Below are 15,983 nucleotides of genomic sequence, written 5' to 3'. Positions count from 1 at the left end.
CACCCAGCGGAAAGCCTTGCCGCTGAGCGGAAACCGGGAACGTCCAACGGAGGGCAACGTGGGACCGGAGCGCGGGCTGGAGAACAGCGGAACTCTCGAACGCGGACTCGCGGTGCTGGAGCACGTGGGCCGGCACCAGGAGATTTCCACCAATGCGATCGCGCGGCAACTGGGGCTTTCCCGCAGTGCCGCGTACCGGATCGTCGGCACCTTGAAGAACCTCGAATACCTCGAAGCCGACCAGATCACCGGCCGCGTGCGGCTGGGCACGCGGCTGGTCGAGCTCGGCGCCCGCGCGATGGCGGCGACCGACCTGCACCGGTGCGCGCCGCGCTACCTCGCGTCGCTCGCGGAACGCTCGGGTGAAACGACGTACCTCGCCGTGCCGGACAACGACACGATGGTCTACGTCGCCACCGAACGCAGCGCCAGCGCGGTGACGCTCGCCTGCCGCCTCGGCACGCGCCGCCCGCAGCACGCGACGTCGCTCGGGAAGGCGTGGCTCGCCGCGCTGCCGGAGGTCGACCGCGCCGAGCGCGTCCGCCGGATGAAGCTGGATTCGCTGACGCTGAAGACGATCATCGACCCCCACCGGCTCCTGGACGAGCTCGCCCGCACGAGCCGGCGCGGCTGGGCGATCGACGAGGTGGAGAACGAGCCGGACGTCGGGTGCGTGGCGGCGGCGGTCCGCGACCACTCCGGCAGGCCGATCGCGGCGATCAGCATCGCGGGACCGGCACCGCGGGTGCTGCGGCGCTTGGACGAGCTGGGCGCATCGGTGGCCGGCACGGCTGCGGCACTGTCGCTGCGGTTGGGTTTCGTCCGGAGCCGGCCCGCCTGACCCGCTCGCGGTCGCGGCGCGTGGGCGACGTCTCGCGGCCCACCCCCGACCCGCGCGGCCCGCCACGGCTCGGCCAACCCGCAACCGCCCGGCCCACGACACCGCCTCACCCGCAGCCACCCGACCCCAATCCCGCGACTCGGCCAACCCGCAACTCCACGGTCCGCAACTCCACGGCCGCAGCCACCTGACCCCGACTCCTCGGCCAACCCGCAGCCACCCGGCCCACGACACCGCCTCACCCCCAGCCGACCCCAACCCCGCGACTCGGCCAACCCACAGCCGCCCGGCCCGCACCTCCACGGCCGCAGCCACCTGACCCCGACTCCTCGGCTCGGCCAACCACAGCCGCATGGCCCGCACCACCACGGCCGCGGCCCCAACCCCACCAGCCCACGGCCGGCCCCACCCGCGGCCGCCCGCCCCAACGCAACCCGGCTCGGCCGCACCGCAGCCGCCCGCCCCAACCCCCGGGCGCTCGGCCACCGATCCCCACCCCGCTGTCCCCGCACCCGGCGAAGGAGCCGACCGTGACCTGGATCCAGGACTACCAGCCGGCGGGTGGGCTGTGGGTGTCCGCGCTGCTCGCCGCGCTGCCGATCGTCGTGCTGCTCGTCGCGCTCGGCGTCGTCCGCTTCTCCGCGCACCTCTCGGCCGCGCTCGCGCTGGTCACCGCGCTCGGCGTCGCGCTTCTGCTGTACCGGATGCCGGCCGCGCTGGCGTTCGACTCCGCCGCGATGGGTGTGCTGTTCGGGGTCTGGTCGGTGGCCTGGATCGCGTTCCACGCCGTGTACTTCCACAACGTCACGGTGGCGACCGGCCGGTTCGACTCGATCAAGCGCGTGCTCGCCGGGTTCAGCGAAGACCGGCGGCTCCAGGCCCTTTTGATCGCGTTCGCCTTCGGCGCGCTCCTCGAAGGCGTCGCGGGCGGTGGGTCGCCGATCGCGATCACCGCGGCGATGATGGCCGCGCTCGGGTTTCCGCCGGTGAAGGCCGTCGTGCTGGCGTTGCTCGCGAACACCGCGCCGGTCGCGTTCGGCGGGCTCGGCAACCCGCTGATCGTGCTCGGCAGGCTGACCGCGCCGATCATGCACCTCAAGCAGGACCAGGCCACCGAGCTGTTCTCGGCCATGGTCGGGCGGCAGGTTCCGGTGCTGGCGCTGATCATCCCGGCGTTCCTCGTCGTCGTCCTGGCCGGCTGGAAGCGCATGCTCGAGGTGTGGCCGGCCGTGCTGACCGCCGGGTTCGCGTTCGCCGCCATGCAGTTCGTCGCTTCCAACTACATCAGCGCCAGCCTCGTCGACGTCCTCGCCGCGCTCACCGCGATGGCCGCCCTCTGGGTGCTGACGCGGTTCTGGCAGCCCGCGGCGGTGTGGCGGTTCGAGGGTGAAGAAAGCGCTGTCCCGGCCACCGCGAAAGCCGACCGGCGCGCGCTCCACGCGTGGATGCCCTACATCATCCTGATCCTCGCGATCTTCCTCTCGCGGATCGGCACGATCTTCAAGAACCTGCCCACCTGGCTGGACCTGACGAAGCTGCTGCACAAGGCGGACTGGATCTTCGCCTGGCCGGGCCTGCACAACCACGTCATCCAGCACCCGCCGATCACGGCGAAGAACGCGCCCTACGCGGCGACGTTCACGGTGGACTTCCTGTTCTCACCCGGCACGGTGGCGCTGATCGCGGCGGTCATCGCCGGCTTCGCGATGGGCGCGCGGCCGAAGCTGCTGCTCGAGACGTACCGGCGGACGCTGGTCCAGATGCGCTGGGCGCTCGCGACGATCTTCATGATCCTGGCCATCGCGTTCGTGATGAACTACTCGGGCGCGACGCAGACGCTGGGCCTGGCCCTGGCGACGACCGGCGCGGTCTTCCCGCTGTTCTCCGCCTACATCGGCTGGCTGGGCGTGTTCCTGACCGGCTCGGACGCGTCGACGAACAGCCTGTTCGGCCCGATGCAGGTGATCTCGGCGCAGCAGCTGAACCTGAACCCGATCCTGGCCGGCGCGACCAACACGTCCGGCGGCGTGATGGGCAAGATGATCTCCCCGCAGAACCTGTCGATCGGCGCGACGGCGATCGGCCAGAGCGGCAAGGAGGGCTCGCTGCTGCGGCAGACGTTCCTCTGGTCCCTGCTGCTGACGGCCGTGGTCGGCGTGATCTCCCTCCTGCAGGCGACGATCCTGACGGCGATGATCCCGTCGCCCTAGGCTGGGCGGCATGACCTCTGAAGCGCTGGCCTCGTTCGGGTACGAGCTCGGCCTCCTGAAACGGATCCGGCGGTCGGGCTGGTGGCACGCGGGGGTGCGCGACCCCGAGTCGGTCGGCGAGCACAGCCTCCGCGCGGCCCAGCTGGCGGCGCTGCTCGCGGCGGAAGAAGGCGCGTCCCCGGAGCGGGCGGCGTTCCTCGCGCTGTGGCACGACACGCAGGAAACGCGCACGGGCGACCTCCCGCTGACGGCGGTGGAGTACCTGCGCAAGCCGGAACCGCGCGAGATCACCGCCGACCAGACGGCCGCGCTGCCGAAGAAGTCACGCGAGCTGGTGCGCGAGGCGGTGGACGAGTACGAGAGCCGTGCGACGGCGGAAGCGTTGTGCGCGAAGGACGCGGACAAGCTGGAGATGCTGCTGCAGGCCCTGGAGTACCGCGATATCGGCGTGCGCCCGGTGGACGAGTGGATCGCGTCGGCGACGAAGGGGCTGAAGACGGCAACGGCGAAGAAGATCGCGGAAGCGGCGTTGACGTTGTCGCCGCTGTCGTGGCGGGGTCGCTAGCCGTTCACCCATCGCCGCGGAGCTGATCGTGCCGTCCGCGACGCTGTGCCCGATCATGCTGTGCGCCTCCCGGAACAAAGCGCGCGCCTGGCCGAAAAGGTAGATGTCAGCGACGCCGACCACTCCCGATACGACTGCTTCGATGCAATTCGGGCTTCGCGGTGATCAACCGTGGCGACATATGCAGCACTTCGCGCAGCGCATCGATGGTGAGACGATCGACTTCGTGGCGGTCTTCACCGCGCGGCGTGTTATCGGAAGTGGTCTTCTCCTGGAGCTGCCGGTAGTCCGACCGGATCCGGCTGCGCACCCGCGCTACCACGCGACTGGTCACCGGCCGGAAGACCGATAGCGGACCGCGCGGCCGCTCGTCGAGGTCGTCCACCGTCAGCCCGCCGGAGGTAGGTGAGGCTCAGCCTGAAGAATCCCGATTGAACGAGCGTGCCGGTGATCTCCCCGATCAGCAGGCACAGCACGCTGATCGCGGCGAGCCTGCCGCCGGTACCGAACAGTTCCAGCAGGTCCAGCGCAGGCTTGGCCAGCAATCCGGCGGCCGGCGGGTGGTAGCGCCCCACCAGCAACCACCCGGCACAGAACCACATGTAGCCCGCGACCAACGCACTGCGTACGTCCCGGAAGCCCGGCAGCAGCGAGGCGAGCGCCGCTAAGCGCCGACGGCCTTCGCGCGGTTGAGGAGCAGCTCGCGCTCGCGGGCGTTCTCGGTCATCTCCGCCGCCCGGCGGAACTCGCCCTCCGCCTCTTCCAGCCGGCCGAGCTTCTCCAGCAGGTCGCCGCGGACGCTCGGCAGCAGGTGGTAGTCCTTCAGCGCCTCGTCCGCCGCGACCGCGTCCACCACCGCCAGTCCCGCTTCCGGCCCGTGCGCCATCGCCACCGCGACCCCGCGGTTCAGCTCGATCACCGGCGACGGCTGGAGCTTGCCGAGGCCTTCGTACAACGCCGCGATCCGCGCCCAGTCCGTCGCCTCCGGGGTCCGGGCGCGGGCGTGGCAGGCCGCGATCGCCGCCTGCGCGGAGTACGGCCCGTACGCCCCTTCGGCGATCTGCTCCGACAGGGCCAGCGCCGCCAGGCCGTGCTGGATCAGGAACCGGTCCCAGCGGGAGCGGTCCTGGTCGAGCAGCAGCACCGGCTCGCCGTCGGGCTTGGTGCGAGCCTTCGCGCGGGACGCCTGCAACTCCATCAGCGCGACCAGGCCGTGGACCTCGGACTCGCCCGGCATGAGCGCGGCGAGCACGCGGCCGAGGCGCATCGCCTCCTCGCACAGCGCCGGGCGCATCCAGTCGTCGCCGCGGGTGGCCGAGTAGCCCTCGTTGAACACCAGGTAGAGGACCTCGAGCACGGATGACAGGCGGGCGACCCGCTCGTCGCCCTCCGGGACCTCGAACGGGACCTTCGCCGCCGCCAGCGCCTTCTTCGCGCGGACGATCCGCTGGGCGATCGTCGATTCGCGGACCAGGAACGCGCGCGCGATCTCGTCGGTCGTCAGGCCGCCGAGCATGCGCAACGTCAGCGCGACCCTGGCCTGCGTGTTCAGCACCGGGTGGCAGGCGACGAACAGCAGCCGGAGAACGTCGTCCTCGATGTGGTCGTCGAGGGCCGCGTCGAAGTCCGGCAGCACGCCCTCGCCGAGCTGCTGGCCGCGGCCGACCTCTTCGAGCTTCTCCGCATACCGCTCGTTGCGGCGGAACTGGTCGACCGCGCGGCGCTTGGCGATGGTCATCAGCCACGCGCCGGGGTTGCGCGGCACGCCGGACTCCGGCCACTGCTCCAGCGCCGCGACCAGCGCGTCCTGCGCCAGCTCTTCGGCGAGACCGACGTCGCCACGGGCCATCCGGGCCAGCCCCGCGATGAGCCGCGGCGACTCGATGCGCCAGACCGCTTCGACCGTGCTCCGGGTGTCCGCAACCGTCACCCGGCCATCAGACAGGGTGATCGGCCGCGGTGCAACCCACTACTCGGCGATCGGGCGGATCTCCATCACGCCGCTCTTCACCTCGGGGTTCGGGTTCGGCGCCTGCTTCATCAGCGCGACGACGTCCTCGAGCGACTCGCCGTTCAGCACCCAGAACCCGGCGATCAGCTCCTTCGTCTCCGCGAACGGCCCGTCGATGACCTTCGGCTCGGCGTCCCCCGCGAAGAGGACGCGGACGCCCTCGGCGCTGGAGGTGAGCCCCTCGGCCAGCTCGATCCGGCCTTCGTCCAGCAGCCGGGCGTTGAACTTCGTCATTTCGGTCAGTTCCTCGGCCGTGGGCTGGTACCCGGCCGCCTCGGACTCGGCGGTGGCCTTGACCATCACGAGGAACCGCATCACGCCTCCTGGGCGCTCTGCGCGCGCAGCCGCCCTTCCAGCTCCTCGACCTCGGGCGTCATGTTCTCGAAGTCGGACGCCTCGGCGACGCGCCGGATCTCGACCTCGCCAGCCTGGCCGTCGGGGTTCGGCATCCGCTTGATCCACTCGATGCATTCTTCGCGGTCGCGGCACTGCAGGATCCAGAAACCGCCGACGAGCTCCTTGGTCTCGGCGAACGGGCCGTCGACGACCTTGGGGTCCTCGCTGCCGGAGAACACCACGCGCGCCCCCTGCGAGCTCGGCGTGAGCCCCTCACCGGCGAGCAGGATGCCGGCCTTGACCATCTCCTCGTTGAACTTGCCCATTTCGGCGAGCAGTTCCGCACTCGGGCCCTTGCCCGCCTCGGACTCTTCGTTCTGCTTGACGATCACCATGAACCGCATCGCGGTCTCCTCTCGGTCGGTCTTGCCCACGCGTCGAACGGCGCGGCCCCGGATCGACAGCTCCGGCAAAAAAGTTTTGGCGCCGGAAAACTAGCAGCTCAGGGTCGCCTCGGGGGATGATTCGGACGCGGGGACGGTTCCCGCCGAGGGGCGGGGACATGGATCGGAAAGAACCGCGGCGCTACATCGTCCGGCTCCCGGCCGGGGGCGACCGGCCGCCCAAGCCCGGCTTCCCGGTGTGGGACACGTCCCTGGGCAACGTCCGGCGGCGGTACCCGCGCGCGGCGAAGATCTGGCGGGCCACCGAAGACGAGCCGCGGCGCCCGCGCCCGCTGCGGCGAGCCGGGCAGCTGCTCCGGCGGGGCCCGGCGCTCGCCTGGCGCTGGGCGCGCGACCGCGACGCCAAACCCTGGTGAGAGCCCGGCTAACCTGCCGTCGTGGCGGTACTCCCCGACGACCTCTCCTCCGCGCTCGACGAAGAGCTGGCCAGGCACCCCGTGGGCCGGCTGAGCCAGTCCGTCGACCGGCTCAGCGCGCGCTACCGCCAAGGTGACGCGGCGACCTCGCCGATCCTGGCCTCCGAAGTCGACGTCGCCGCGTACGCCGGCTACCGGATGCCGGCCACCTACGCCGCCGTACACGCTGTGCTCGCCGAAGCCGCTTCGCGCGCTCCGGGCTTCGAGCCGCGTACGCAGGTCGACGTCGGCGGGGGCACCGGGGCGGCGGTGTGGGCGGCCGCCGCGGTGTGGCCGTCGCTGGCGAAGTGCGCCGTCGTGGAGCAGGTCGCCGGCGCGATCGGGCTCGGGAAGCGGCTGGCCGCGAACGCGCTCCAGGCGCCGGTCCGGAACGCGGAGTGGCGACGCGGCTTCGTGGACCCGGCCGCCTCGGCGCCGGAAGCGGACCTCGTCACGCTCTCCTACGTGCTGGGCGAACTCCCGGAAGCCACCCGCCCGGACGTCGTGCGCTGGCTGGCGGCGAAGGCGGAAGCGGTCGCACTGATCGAGCCGGGCACCCCGGCGGGCTACGAGCGGATCCGCGCCGCCCGCGCCGAGCTGATCGACCTCGGGCTGCACGTCGTCGCGCCCTGCCCGCACGACGCCGCCTGCCCGATCGAGCCCGGCAAGGACTGGTGCCACTTCGCCGCGCGCCTCCCGCGGTCGGGCCTCCACCGGCGGTTGAAGGCGGCGACGCTCGGCTTCGAGGACGAGAAGTTCGCGTACGTCGTCGCGGCGCGGTTCACGCCGGAGCGCCCGGACGCGCGGATCATCCGGCACCCGAAGAAGCACAAGGGCTGGGTCGCCCTCGACCTGTGCACCGGCGACGGCTTGAAGCCGGGTGTCGCGGTCTCGAAGAAGCAGGGCCCCAGGTACCGCGCGGCCCGCGACGCCGAGTGGGGCGACGGCTGGTCTTCCGCCTGATCCGCTGGCAGGGTGGCCCGCGCCTGCCCGGCCCGCACTCCTCGGAACACCCGCTGCCCGGCGCTGGTGTCGCCGCGCGGCCGGCAGGAACGCCGGCCGCCGGTGGCGAGTCGCGGGGAGACCGTCCGAGGGCATCGGTGGGTTCGTGCTCGGCCGGAAGACGTGCGAATCGGCACGACGCATGGGCCCACCCGGCGACCACGTCCGGCTGAAGCGCACCGCGGTGGCCGAGACGCCGAACGCCACCCACCTGACCTTCGACGTGCTCCGCTAAGGCATCCGCACCGTCCGCAGGAACGCCGGGAGCAGCCACGGCCGCCGCCCGCCGATCCGGACGCCGCCCGTCAAGACCGCTCTGGGCCGGGAAATCCGGCCGAACATCATCGGGACCAGCACCGCCGGGTCGAAGCGCAGGCGGACGTCCGCTGTTCCGTCCGGTTCCTCGAAGCGCAGCTTCCCGTGCTGCAGCGCCAGTACGCCCGGCTCCGTGTACGCCGACCGGAATTCGACCGCGATGCGGCGCGCGGACGGCGTCGCGTCGTCGAGCAGGCTGCCCATGTCGTTGCGGACCATGCCGAACAGGAACAGTTCCAGGAACATCGCCTCGTACCGCGCCGGGATCGGCCACGGCCGCCGGAGGGCGCGGGCGATGTCGAGGCCGTGCAGGAGCATCTCGTTGACCAGGTGCGCGAGGACGCCCGCCACCGGGACGCGCGAACCACCCAGCCACCAGACCGGCTTCTCCGGGTCGAGGTCCGCGCTGACCAGCAGGACCTCGGCGATGTCCGCGCGCAGCCGCTCGGCCAGGCGGGCCGGGTCGCGTTCCGGGTAGAGCTCCAGGGCGAGCTCGTTCATCCGGCCGATCGTGTCGATGCTCGCCGAATCGATCGGGTCTTCGAGGCCCGGCAACGGGAGCGGGCCGCCGTCGCCGCGGATCATCGCCGTGTACATCAGGGCGATCATGCCGACGTGCGACGCCGTTTCGGCGATCGACCACTCGCCGAGCGAGTTCGCGTGCGCGTCCGGCACGCTCGCCACCAGATCCGCGAACCGGCCGCCGACGTCCGGCAGGGCTGCGCGCACCGACTCCCACTGTTCGACCGTCACAGCTTCCGAAGGTAAGCCGCCGCGCGGTCGTCCCGGGTCTCCGAGGGTGCGGTTCCACTGTGAGTAGGAGACTCGCAGCGGTAACCGGCCAGTCGGGGGGCGTGCCGGCCGGTTACCGCCGCAGTGAGGAAGAGGGAGCCGCACGCCAGGAATGACGCGCGGCTCCAGGCATCACCCGATCGAGTGACGAGACGGCCGTCAGGCCGGGTCGGCCAGGATGCCGTTCACGTACGAACCCGGGTGGGTCGCCGCGTCCTGGCGGAGGACCGGAAGGTCGGCCGGCCAGTCCGCGGTCAGCGCCTTCGTCGACCCGGGCGGAATCGTGTTCAGCCTCGACGGCGTCCACGTCGGCTCGCCGTCCGCCGGCTTCACCACCGTGATCGTCGCCGACGCCGTCGTCCCCGGGGTGACCTCGTTGTACTTCACGCCGTTGTCGACGCGCGTCAGGTGGTACACCGGGCCGAACGCCGGGTCGTCCGGGCCGGCCAGGTCGACGCCCGGGACGCCGTACAGGCCGCACGTGTGGTTCGTCGTGTTCCGGTAGGTCAGCGGGATGTCGTACTGGCCCGGCGCGTCGTTCTTCTCGGCCGGCTTGCCCAGCAGGACCTCCAGGTCGGCCGTGGTGCACCGGGGCGTCGCGGTCGACGCCGCGGCCACCCCGCCGCCCGCCGGAGCCGCCGCCGCGCCGTTCGCGGAGCCGGACCCGGAACCGGAGCCTGCCGCGGGCGCCGGGGCCGCCGTGGACGTCCCGCACGCCGCCAGCACGAAGGCCCCCGCCGCCGCGCCGATCCCCAGCAAGATGCGCTTCATCGGAAATCCCCTCCCGGACGTCAGTTGCCGACCGGCGTGACCTGGACGGTCTCGCCCTTCACCGGCGCCCCCGCCGGCCACGCGACGCTCACCGGCTGGCCGTACGGCCCGGTCGGCAGGTCGAACGTGACGAACTCGGCGGCCGCAGGCGCCGCGGCCGAGCGCTGGACGATCCGGGACACCGCCGGGTGCCCGTCGCGCAGGTTCACCGGGACCGCCTCGGAGGCGTCCGTCGTCACCGCGATCGGCAGCCGCTGCCCGCCGGCGAGGAAGCCCACCGCGGTCGGCGCGCCCTCGAGCTTGCAGTTCGTGGTCGGCGACGCCGCCGTATAGGTGAGCACGTAAGCCTCGTGCCCGGCCGCGTTCGACGGGTCCGGGGCCACGGTCACGTGGACGTCCGAGGCGCCGCAGGGGTGGTCGCTCGGCATGGCGTTCGCCGCCCCGCCGGCCAGGAGCAGCCCACCGGCCGCCAGACCCCCGACGATCAGCGCGGTACCAGCTCGCTTCATGGTCATCCTCCCTTGTTCCGTGCTCGACTGGACTCACTGGGAAAGATGCCCACCGGCCCCTCGGGGATGCGCCGCGATGCGATCGATCACCCGAAAGCAACCTTCAAGATCACCAGACGTCGGAAAGGGAGTCAGCTGCGACCGAAGCAGACGAACGGCATCAGCGGTTCGGCCGTGGCCGCGTCCGCCAGCGCCCGCGCCGGCGGTGTCCCGGCCGCCAGTGCGCGGTGGAACGCCAGCATCACCCCACCCGCGGTCCGGTCGTCGACCCGCGCCACGCTCGAGACCACCGTGCGGCTGCCGCCGTAGAGCAGCGCCGCCGTGAAGCCGAGGACCTCGTCACCCGCGCGGACCACGGTCTGGCCGACGTCACACGACGACAGCACCACCTGCTCCGGCGCCGTCGCGAGCTGCTGGACGTCGTAGGCCATCAGCGGCCCGTCGGCGAGGTTGAGCCGGGAGAACAGCACGTTCTCCTGCTCGTGGTGGCCGTGCGCGGCGAAGTGGGCGAGCCGGCAGCCGTCGAACGCCTTGAGCGTCGCCGCGACCGTCGCGTCCGGGCCGGTCAGCACCTCCGCCTCCGGGTACAGCGGCGCCAGCGACGAGATCTCGGTGTCCGCGTGGGTCAGGTCCGAGCCCGCGACCAGCAGCGGCGCCCCACCCGCACGGCGCGGACGGCGGCCCGCGTCGAGCCAGGCCGACGACGACGGCGTCACCGTCACCGGCCGGCCGCGCACCGTCGGCAGCAGCCCCCACGGGATCGCCGACAGCGCGCCGGTCGGCACGACTACGACGTCGAGGTCGCCGAGCCGGGCGGCCAGCGGCGCCAGCAGGATCGCGTCCAGCGCGGTGACCTGCGTCCGCACCGACCGGCGGATGACCCGGTCCAGCTGCGGCGGGAGCTGGCGCCCGCACAACGCGTCGAGGTCGCTGTGCAGCCGCGCGACCGGCTCCGCGACGGCCGAGGCCGGGCCGAGCTCGACCAGCGCGACCCGGTGGTCGGCGATCACCTGCGCGCACAGCGAACCGTGGTCGGCGAGGAAGCAGACCATCGCGCTGCCGGTGGCGGCCAGCTCGTCGCCGATCTCGCGCAGCTTCGCCTCGGGGTGGTCCACGTCGGTGCCCTCGGCCTGCCAGCCCTTGGCGCGGATTTCGCGTTCCAGCGCGGCGCAGCGCTTCACGGCCTGCGCGTCCGGCTTCCCGGACAGCTCGCCCGCGCGGATCTGCATCGAGAGGTACCGCAGCTCGGCGACGGCGTCGACGGTCTCGGGGTGCGCGGGCGGGCGCACCGGCCGGAACCGGAACGCCTGCGCGCGCGAACGGTCGAGCCACCGGAACACCACCCCCGGCGACCGCTGGGCGAGCGCGGCGGCGAGACCGGCGTCGGCGAGTTCCTTGCCCAGCGACGTCGTCGCGGTCTGCAGGTCGACGCTGCCGAACCGGCTGCGGTGCCGCTGCAGCTGGGCAAGCCCGGCCCGCGCGTTCGCGAACGTCACGCGCCGGTGGCCGGTCGCGGCGCCGAGCTCGGCCAGCGCGAGCCGCCGGACGAGGCGGTTCTCCAGCGGCGCGGTCCGGCGGTCGCGGGGTGCGATGCCGGCGCGGGCGCCGTCGAGGTCGCCGAGCGCGATCCGCGCCCGCGCGGCCAGCAGCGCCGCGATTTCGGCGTCGTTGCGCAGGCCCAGCCCGGTGAGCCGGCCGGCCAGCGCGGTCGCTTCCGCGGCGACGCGGGCGATCCGCCGTCCGGCCGCGAAGTCCGCGCGCAGCACGGTCAGCTGCGCGACCGCGGCCCAGGTTTCGTTGCCCCGGCGGCGAAACCGCCGTTCCGCGCGCCCGGCCCAGCTGCGCGCGGTCGCCGGGTCGCCGCTCGCGAGCGCGGCCAACGCGCGCGTGAGCTCGGCTTCGGCGTGCTCCTGGTTCATCCGCAGCCGCGGGAACTGCTCGAGCGCGGCGTCCAGTTCGGCGGCGGCCTCCTGCGGCAGCCCGGCGGCGAGCAGCGCCCGCGCCTTGTCGACGGCCAGCACGGGCAGCATCCCGACGCTCTGCTCGGCGTAGAACCCGCTCGCCGCGTCGAAGTCGCGCAGCGCGCCCGGGATGTCGCCGGTCAGCACCCGCGCCTGCCCGCGGCCGTGCGCGGCCTTCGCGAAGATCCTGGCCAGGCCTTCTTCTTCGGGCTGGCCGGCGCCGATCTGCTCGCACTGGTCGAGGTCGGCGAGCGCGAGCCGCACGCGGCCGGCGTACTGGTGCAGCATCGCGCGGTTGAGGAGGGTCCGCGCGAGCACGACGAACTCGCCGGCCTGCCGCAGCAGCGGGATCGCCTCGTCGAAGCAGGTGAGGGCCTCGTCCATCCGTCCGATGAGGATGAACACCAGACCGCGTTGCTGCCGCAGGATCCCGCGCCCGGCGTCGGAGACGAGGACGTCGGCCTCGTCGAGCAGGGCGAGGCCGCGCGCGCTGTTGCCCAGCGCGGTTTCGACGGCCGCGTACGTGCCGAGCACGCGCGTGGCGAGGTCGGGCCAGGCCGGCCACCCGGGCGGCGGCGCGGTCGCGGGCAGCCCCAGAAGCCGTGCGGCGGAACGGATCAGGCGCCCACCGACCACGGGCTGGCCGTTGTTGGTCGCCGCGACCGCACGCCGATGCAGGTCGCGCACCCGGTCTTCCGCCTTCGGCGACGCGACCACGGGCTGCCCTTCCGGCCGGGGCGGTCCCCCTCGGCCGAGAAGGACGCCCCGGATCGTACCTCCGGCCCCGGGCGATCCGGGAGTTCTCGCCGGGAGGGCAGATTTTCACGTCACAGCGCGGTATCCGGGCCGCGGATGACATGAACGAGTCGTTCATGACGTCCGGCGCGGTGAACGACCCGTTCATGACCTCCGGCGGGCGGGGCGCGGGACGGGGCAGGTCGGACCGAGCGACGCCAGGCTCCTCGACGACACCGGCCGACCCCCCGCCCTGACGTCATGAACGAGTCGTTCATGACGCCAGACGCGGTGAACGACCCGTTCATGACGTCCGGCGGGCGGGCGGACGGGCGGGCGGGGCGGGCGGGGCTCAGAGTTCGATGGCCGGCGTGCTCACCGTCCTCGACCTGCCGAGCGTGCGCACCAGCACCTGCACCATCCCGTGCGGCACCCCGTTGACCGCGAAGCGCCCCTCGGCGTCCGACGTGGTCGTCAAGGGGCCGTTCGCCGTGCGGACCTCGATCGGGTGCTCGGCGGGCGGGGTCAGCCACCCGTCCAAGCGGATCGTGCCCGCCGCTTCGGGACTCACGTTCACCATGATCGTCAGGCTCTCGCTGTCGAAAGTGATGAGCCGCCCCTGCTCGGCGGCGCTTCGCGTGACGGCGAAGCCCTCCTGCTCGCGGATGCGCATCACTTCCAGGTCGACGTCCTCCAGCGCGATGGCGAAGCGGATCTGCTCCACCAGCGTGGCGGGCATCGGGTCGGCGTCTTCCCACAGCTCGCGCACGCCGGCGAGGAGCCGGAAGTCGAGCTCGTCCAACGGCTCGTTCGCGCCTGGTGGTTCGACGGTGGTCACAGCCAATCTCCTTCGCCGTTGGCGAGTAGCTGCTCGCGCAGGCGCGCGAGGCAACGTCCCCTGGTCGGGCCGATACTCCCCCTCGGCATTCCCAGCCGGGCGCCGACTTCGGCGTAGTCCGGCCGGTGCACGAACGCCACGATCCGCAGCAGGCTGCGGCAGCGTTCGGGCAGGTTGTCGACCGCGCGCCAAAGCCGCACGCGCTGGTCTTCACGCAGCACCCCCTCCTCGGGTGCCGGTGCCGCTTCGGTCAGCCGCTCCGGCAGCTCCGGAAGCGGCCGTTCGACCTGGCGCTTTTCCCCAGTCCGCCAGGCCTCCCGTTTGGTCACGGTGATCAGCCAGCCGGTCAGCGCGACCGGCGAGCGGATCTCCGTGAACGAGCCGAGCAGGCGCAGCCACGTCGTCTGCACGACGTCACCCGCCTGGTCGGCGTCCAACCCCTGATCGCGCGCCACCTGCCAGAGCAGGGGCGTGAGCAGGGAAACCAGTTCGTCCAGCGCCGCGCGGTCGCCCTCCCGCGCGGCGTCGAACAGTGCCGCCACCCGGCTGTGGTCCGTTTTGGCCACGTTCACAGCGAACCCAGCGCGGACCAGGCCCGCTTGACGACCGTTTCGCGGTCGACCGTGGCCAGGTCCCCGGCGTGGTGCAGCAGGGCCTTGCCGATCTCGGCGGCGGCGAGCGGCGCGGCGAACGACGTGCCGTCCCAGACCGCGAAGCCGGCGCTGTAGTCGTCGGGGTCGAAGGAGTTGCGGCCGAGCTCGGGCACCTGGTGGTCGGCAGCCGCGGTGCCGCGGACGTCGGTCGGGTAGGTGCTGACGACGCCGGCGCCGGTCGCCCAGCAGCGCACCCACGGGCCTTCGTTCGAGAACAGCGCCTTGCTGGTGGTGACGTCGGGGTTGAGCGCGCCGACGCTGATCACCTGCGGGCCGCAGCCGGGCCCGAGCGGCTGGTCGGCGAAGGCGGCCGGGTAGAAGCGGCGGGTCGTGGCGTCGTTGCCCGCGGCCGCGACGACCAGCACGCCGAGCCCGAGCAGCTCGGCGATGACCGAGCCGAACTGGCCGGTGAACGCGACGTCCGCCGGGTCCTCGACGTAGTAGCCCATCGAGATCGAGACGATGTCGACCAGGTCCTCGGGCCGGTTGTCCGCCTGCGCGTTCCGGACGCGGTCGGCGAGCAGGTGCAGCGCGAGCAGCACGTCGCCCTCGTACGCGACGCCGTCGCTGTGCACGACGCGGATCGCGAGCGTGTCGGCTTCGGGGCAGGCCTGCCGGATGATGCCGGCGATGAACAGGCCGTGCCCGGTGTCGGTGTCGATGTCGCCGATCAGCGGCTGGCCGGTCGTCGGCGCGTCCCAGTGGTCGGCGAGCAGCTGGGTCGGCAGGGTGCTCCCGGAGTCGACCTCGGCCTGCAGGATCGCGGCCTGGATGTCGGGTGCGACGGCGAGCCCGGAGCCGGGGGACGGCGGGCCGGAGCGGTCGGCCAGCCCGAACCACGGGTGCGGGCCGATGCCGGTGTCGAGCACGGCGATCACCGGCCGCCGGTGCGCGGGCTTGCGGCTGCGGTACGGCGGTTCGGCGGCCAGCGTCACCGGGATCCGGTTCGCGCCGTGGGTGCGCCCGTACGAGCTGCCCGCGCCGAACCCGCTGGTCTCCCAGGGCGTGCCGCCGAGGCCACTGGTCTCCCACGGCACCCCGCCGAACACCGGCGACGTGAAGAGCAGGTGCTCGACGGACATCTCCTTGACGATTTCGGGGTCGATTTCGGGCTTCTCGCCCGAAGCCGCGGCCCGCAGCAGCTGCAGCGCCTTCCAGCAGTCGACGACGACCGGGTCGGAGTCCTCGCGGACCCGCAGCAGCGCGCGGACGGGCACGTCGGCGAGCTCCCGGACGCGGCCGTACCCCTGGTCGTCACCGCCGCCGTCGGCCGGGGTCGCGTAGATGCCGATGCGCGCGAGCACGCGGTTGATCGCGGCCAGCGCCTCCGGGTCGCGCAGGTACCGGTTGGGCAGGAGGAACGTGCCGGGCCGGTACACCGTCGTGCGCGGCACCGGCTGCCCGGCGGCGACGACCGCGGTCGCCGGGTCCAGCACGCGTGCGCCGTGCCGGTCGAGCAACTGCCTCGGCGGGGTCGGGAGCTCGTTCAGCGTGCTCGCGTCCTCCGCCGCAACTTCCGCGCCCTCGTCCCGGACGAACTTGACGACCATCGGGTCCACCCTCCGCCATTGATCACTGATGGCAC

The 15,983-nt window shown here is 72.8% G+C and carries 16 protein-coding genes; 5 read left to right on the top strand and 11 right to left on the bottom strand.

Annotation, left to right across the window (positions count from 1 at the left end):
* Positions 1-58 precede the first annotated feature (58 nt).
* The 3 genes from ACLJQM_RS07395 to ACLJQM_RS07385 all read left to right on the top strand — a co-directional run bounded on the left by ACLJQM_RS07395 (position 59) and on the right by ACLJQM_RS07385 (position 3,616).
* Positions 59-841, top strand: coding sequence for an IclR family transcriptional regulator (locus ACLJQM_RS07395; RefSeq protein WP_086860412.1), 783 nt, complete (start codon positions 59-61; stop codon positions 839-841).
* Positions 842-1,371: 530 nt separating this feature from the next.
* The gene (locus ACLJQM_RS07390; RefSeq protein ID WP_360783451.1) at positions 1,372-3,051 is read left to right on the top strand and encodes an L-lactate permease; all 1,680 of its coding nucleotides are present in this window, start codon (positions 1,372-1,374) and stop codon (positions 3,049-3,051) included.
* Between the two features lie 10 nt (positions 3,052-3,061).
* Entirely contained in the window at positions 3,062-3,616 is a 555-nt protein-coding gene (locus tag ACLJQM_RS07385; RefSeq protein ID WP_247017644.1) for an HD domain-containing protein, read from the top strand.
* Between the two features lie 106 nt (positions 3,617-3,722).
* On the opposite strand, the gene ACLJQM_RS07380 is transcribed toward ACLJQM_RS07385, so the two are convergent.
* From ACLJQM_RS07380 to ACLJQM_RS07365, 4 genes are all read right to left on the bottom strand, one after another.
* Entirely contained in the window at positions 3,723-4,001 is a 279-nt protein-coding gene (locus ACLJQM_RS07380; protein ID WP_247017642.1) for a hypothetical protein, read from the bottom strand.
* 279 nt (positions 4,002-4,280) lie between these two features.
* Complete coding sequence (locus ACLJQM_RS07375) at positions 4,281-5,546, bottom strand: RNA polymerase sigma factor (RefSeq protein ID WP_360783447.1); 1,266 nt, start codon at positions 5,544-5,546, stop codon at positions 4,281-4,283.
* A 39-nt stretch (positions 5,547-5,585) separates the two neighbouring features.
* Complete coding sequence (locus tag ACLJQM_RS07370) at positions 5,586-5,942, bottom strand: YciI family protein (protein WP_360783444.1); 357 nt, start codon at positions 5,940-5,942, stop codon at positions 5,586-5,588.
* The gene (locus ACLJQM_RS07365) at positions 5,942-6,367 is read right to left on the bottom strand and encodes a YciI family protein (RefSeq protein ID WP_360783441.1); all 426 of its coding nucleotides are present in this window, start codon (positions 6,365-6,367) and stop codon (positions 5,942-5,944) included. Before ACLJQM_RS07365 ends, ACLJQM_RS07370 begins: the two co-directional genes overlap by 1 nt.
* A 158-nt stretch (positions 6,368-6,525) precedes the next feature.
* Between ACLJQM_RS07365 and ACLJQM_RS07360 the strand changes: the two genes are divergently transcribed.
* Positions 6,526-6,783, top strand: coding sequence for a hypothetical protein (locus tag ACLJQM_RS07360; RefSeq protein WP_410630531.1), 258 nt, complete (start codon positions 6,526-6,528; stop codon positions 6,781-6,783).
* A gap of 21 nt (positions 6,784-6,804) precedes the next feature.
* Positions 6,805-7,785 (top strand): small ribosomal subunit Rsm22 family protein, encoded by a 981-nt coding sequence (locus ACLJQM_RS07355; RefSeq protein WP_360783436.1) that lies wholly within the window; start codon positions 6,805-6,807, stop codon positions 7,783-7,785.
* 270 nt (positions 7,786-8,055) lie between these two features.
* On the opposite strand, the gene ACLJQM_RS07350 is transcribed toward ACLJQM_RS07355, so the two are convergent.
* The 7 genes from ACLJQM_RS07350 to ACLJQM_RS07320 all read right to left on the bottom strand — a co-directional run bounded on the left by ACLJQM_RS07350 (position 8,056) and on the right by ACLJQM_RS07320 (position 15,948).
* Positions 8,056-8,892, bottom strand: coding sequence for a maleylpyruvate isomerase N-terminal domain-containing protein (locus tag ACLJQM_RS07350; protein WP_360783434.1), 837 nt, complete (start codon positions 8,890-8,892; stop codon positions 8,056-8,058).
* 198 nt (positions 8,893-9,090) lie between these two features.
* A complete protein-coding gene (locus ACLJQM_RS07345) occupies positions 9,091-9,702 on the bottom strand; it encodes a DUF4232 domain-containing protein (protein ID WP_410630530.1) in 612 nt (203 codons plus the stop codon).
* A 20-nt stretch (positions 9,703-9,722) separates the two neighbouring features.
* The gene (locus ACLJQM_RS07340; protein WP_410630529.1) at positions 9,723-10,211 is read right to left on the bottom strand and encodes a DUF4232 domain-containing protein; all 489 of its coding nucleotides are present in this window, start codon (positions 10,209-10,211) and stop codon (positions 9,723-9,725) included.
* Between the two features lie 131 nt (positions 10,212-10,342).
* Positions 10,343-12,889, bottom strand: coding sequence for a CHAT domain-containing protein (locus ACLJQM_RS07335; RefSeq protein ID WP_410630528.1), 2,547 nt, complete (start codon positions 12,887-12,889; stop codon positions 10,343-10,345).
* Between the two features lie 370 nt (positions 12,890-13,259).
* Positions 13,260-13,745 carry a hypothetical protein gene (locus tag ACLJQM_RS07330; protein WP_247017621.1) on the bottom strand — a complete coding sequence of 162 codons (486 nt, stop codon included), beginning with the start codon at positions 13,743-13,745 and terminating at the stop codon, positions 13,260-13,262.
* Positions 13,742-14,317 carry an RNA polymerase sigma factor gene (locus tag ACLJQM_RS07325; protein ID WP_410630527.1) on the bottom strand — a complete coding sequence of 192 codons (576 nt, stop codon included), beginning with the start codon at positions 14,315-14,317 and terminating at the stop codon, positions 13,742-13,744. Before ACLJQM_RS07325 ends, ACLJQM_RS07330 begins: the two co-directional genes overlap by 4 nt.
* Positions 14,314-15,948, bottom strand: coding sequence for a S8/S53 family peptidase (locus ACLJQM_RS07320; protein WP_360783425.1), 1,635 nt, complete (start codon positions 15,946-15,948; stop codon positions 14,314-14,316). Before ACLJQM_RS07320 ends, ACLJQM_RS07325 begins: the two co-directional genes overlap by 4 nt.
* Positions 15,949-15,983: the final 35 nt, after the last annotated feature.

Origin of the sequence: Amycolatopsis sp. cmx-4-83 (assembly GCF_046548815.1) — a bacterium.
Taxonomy (GTDB): domain Bacteria; phylum Actinomycetota; class Actinomycetes; order Mycobacteriales; family Pseudonocardiaceae; genus Amycolatopsis; species Amycolatopsis pretoriensis_A.
This window is presented reverse-complemented; position numbering and strand designations above follow the sequence as displayed.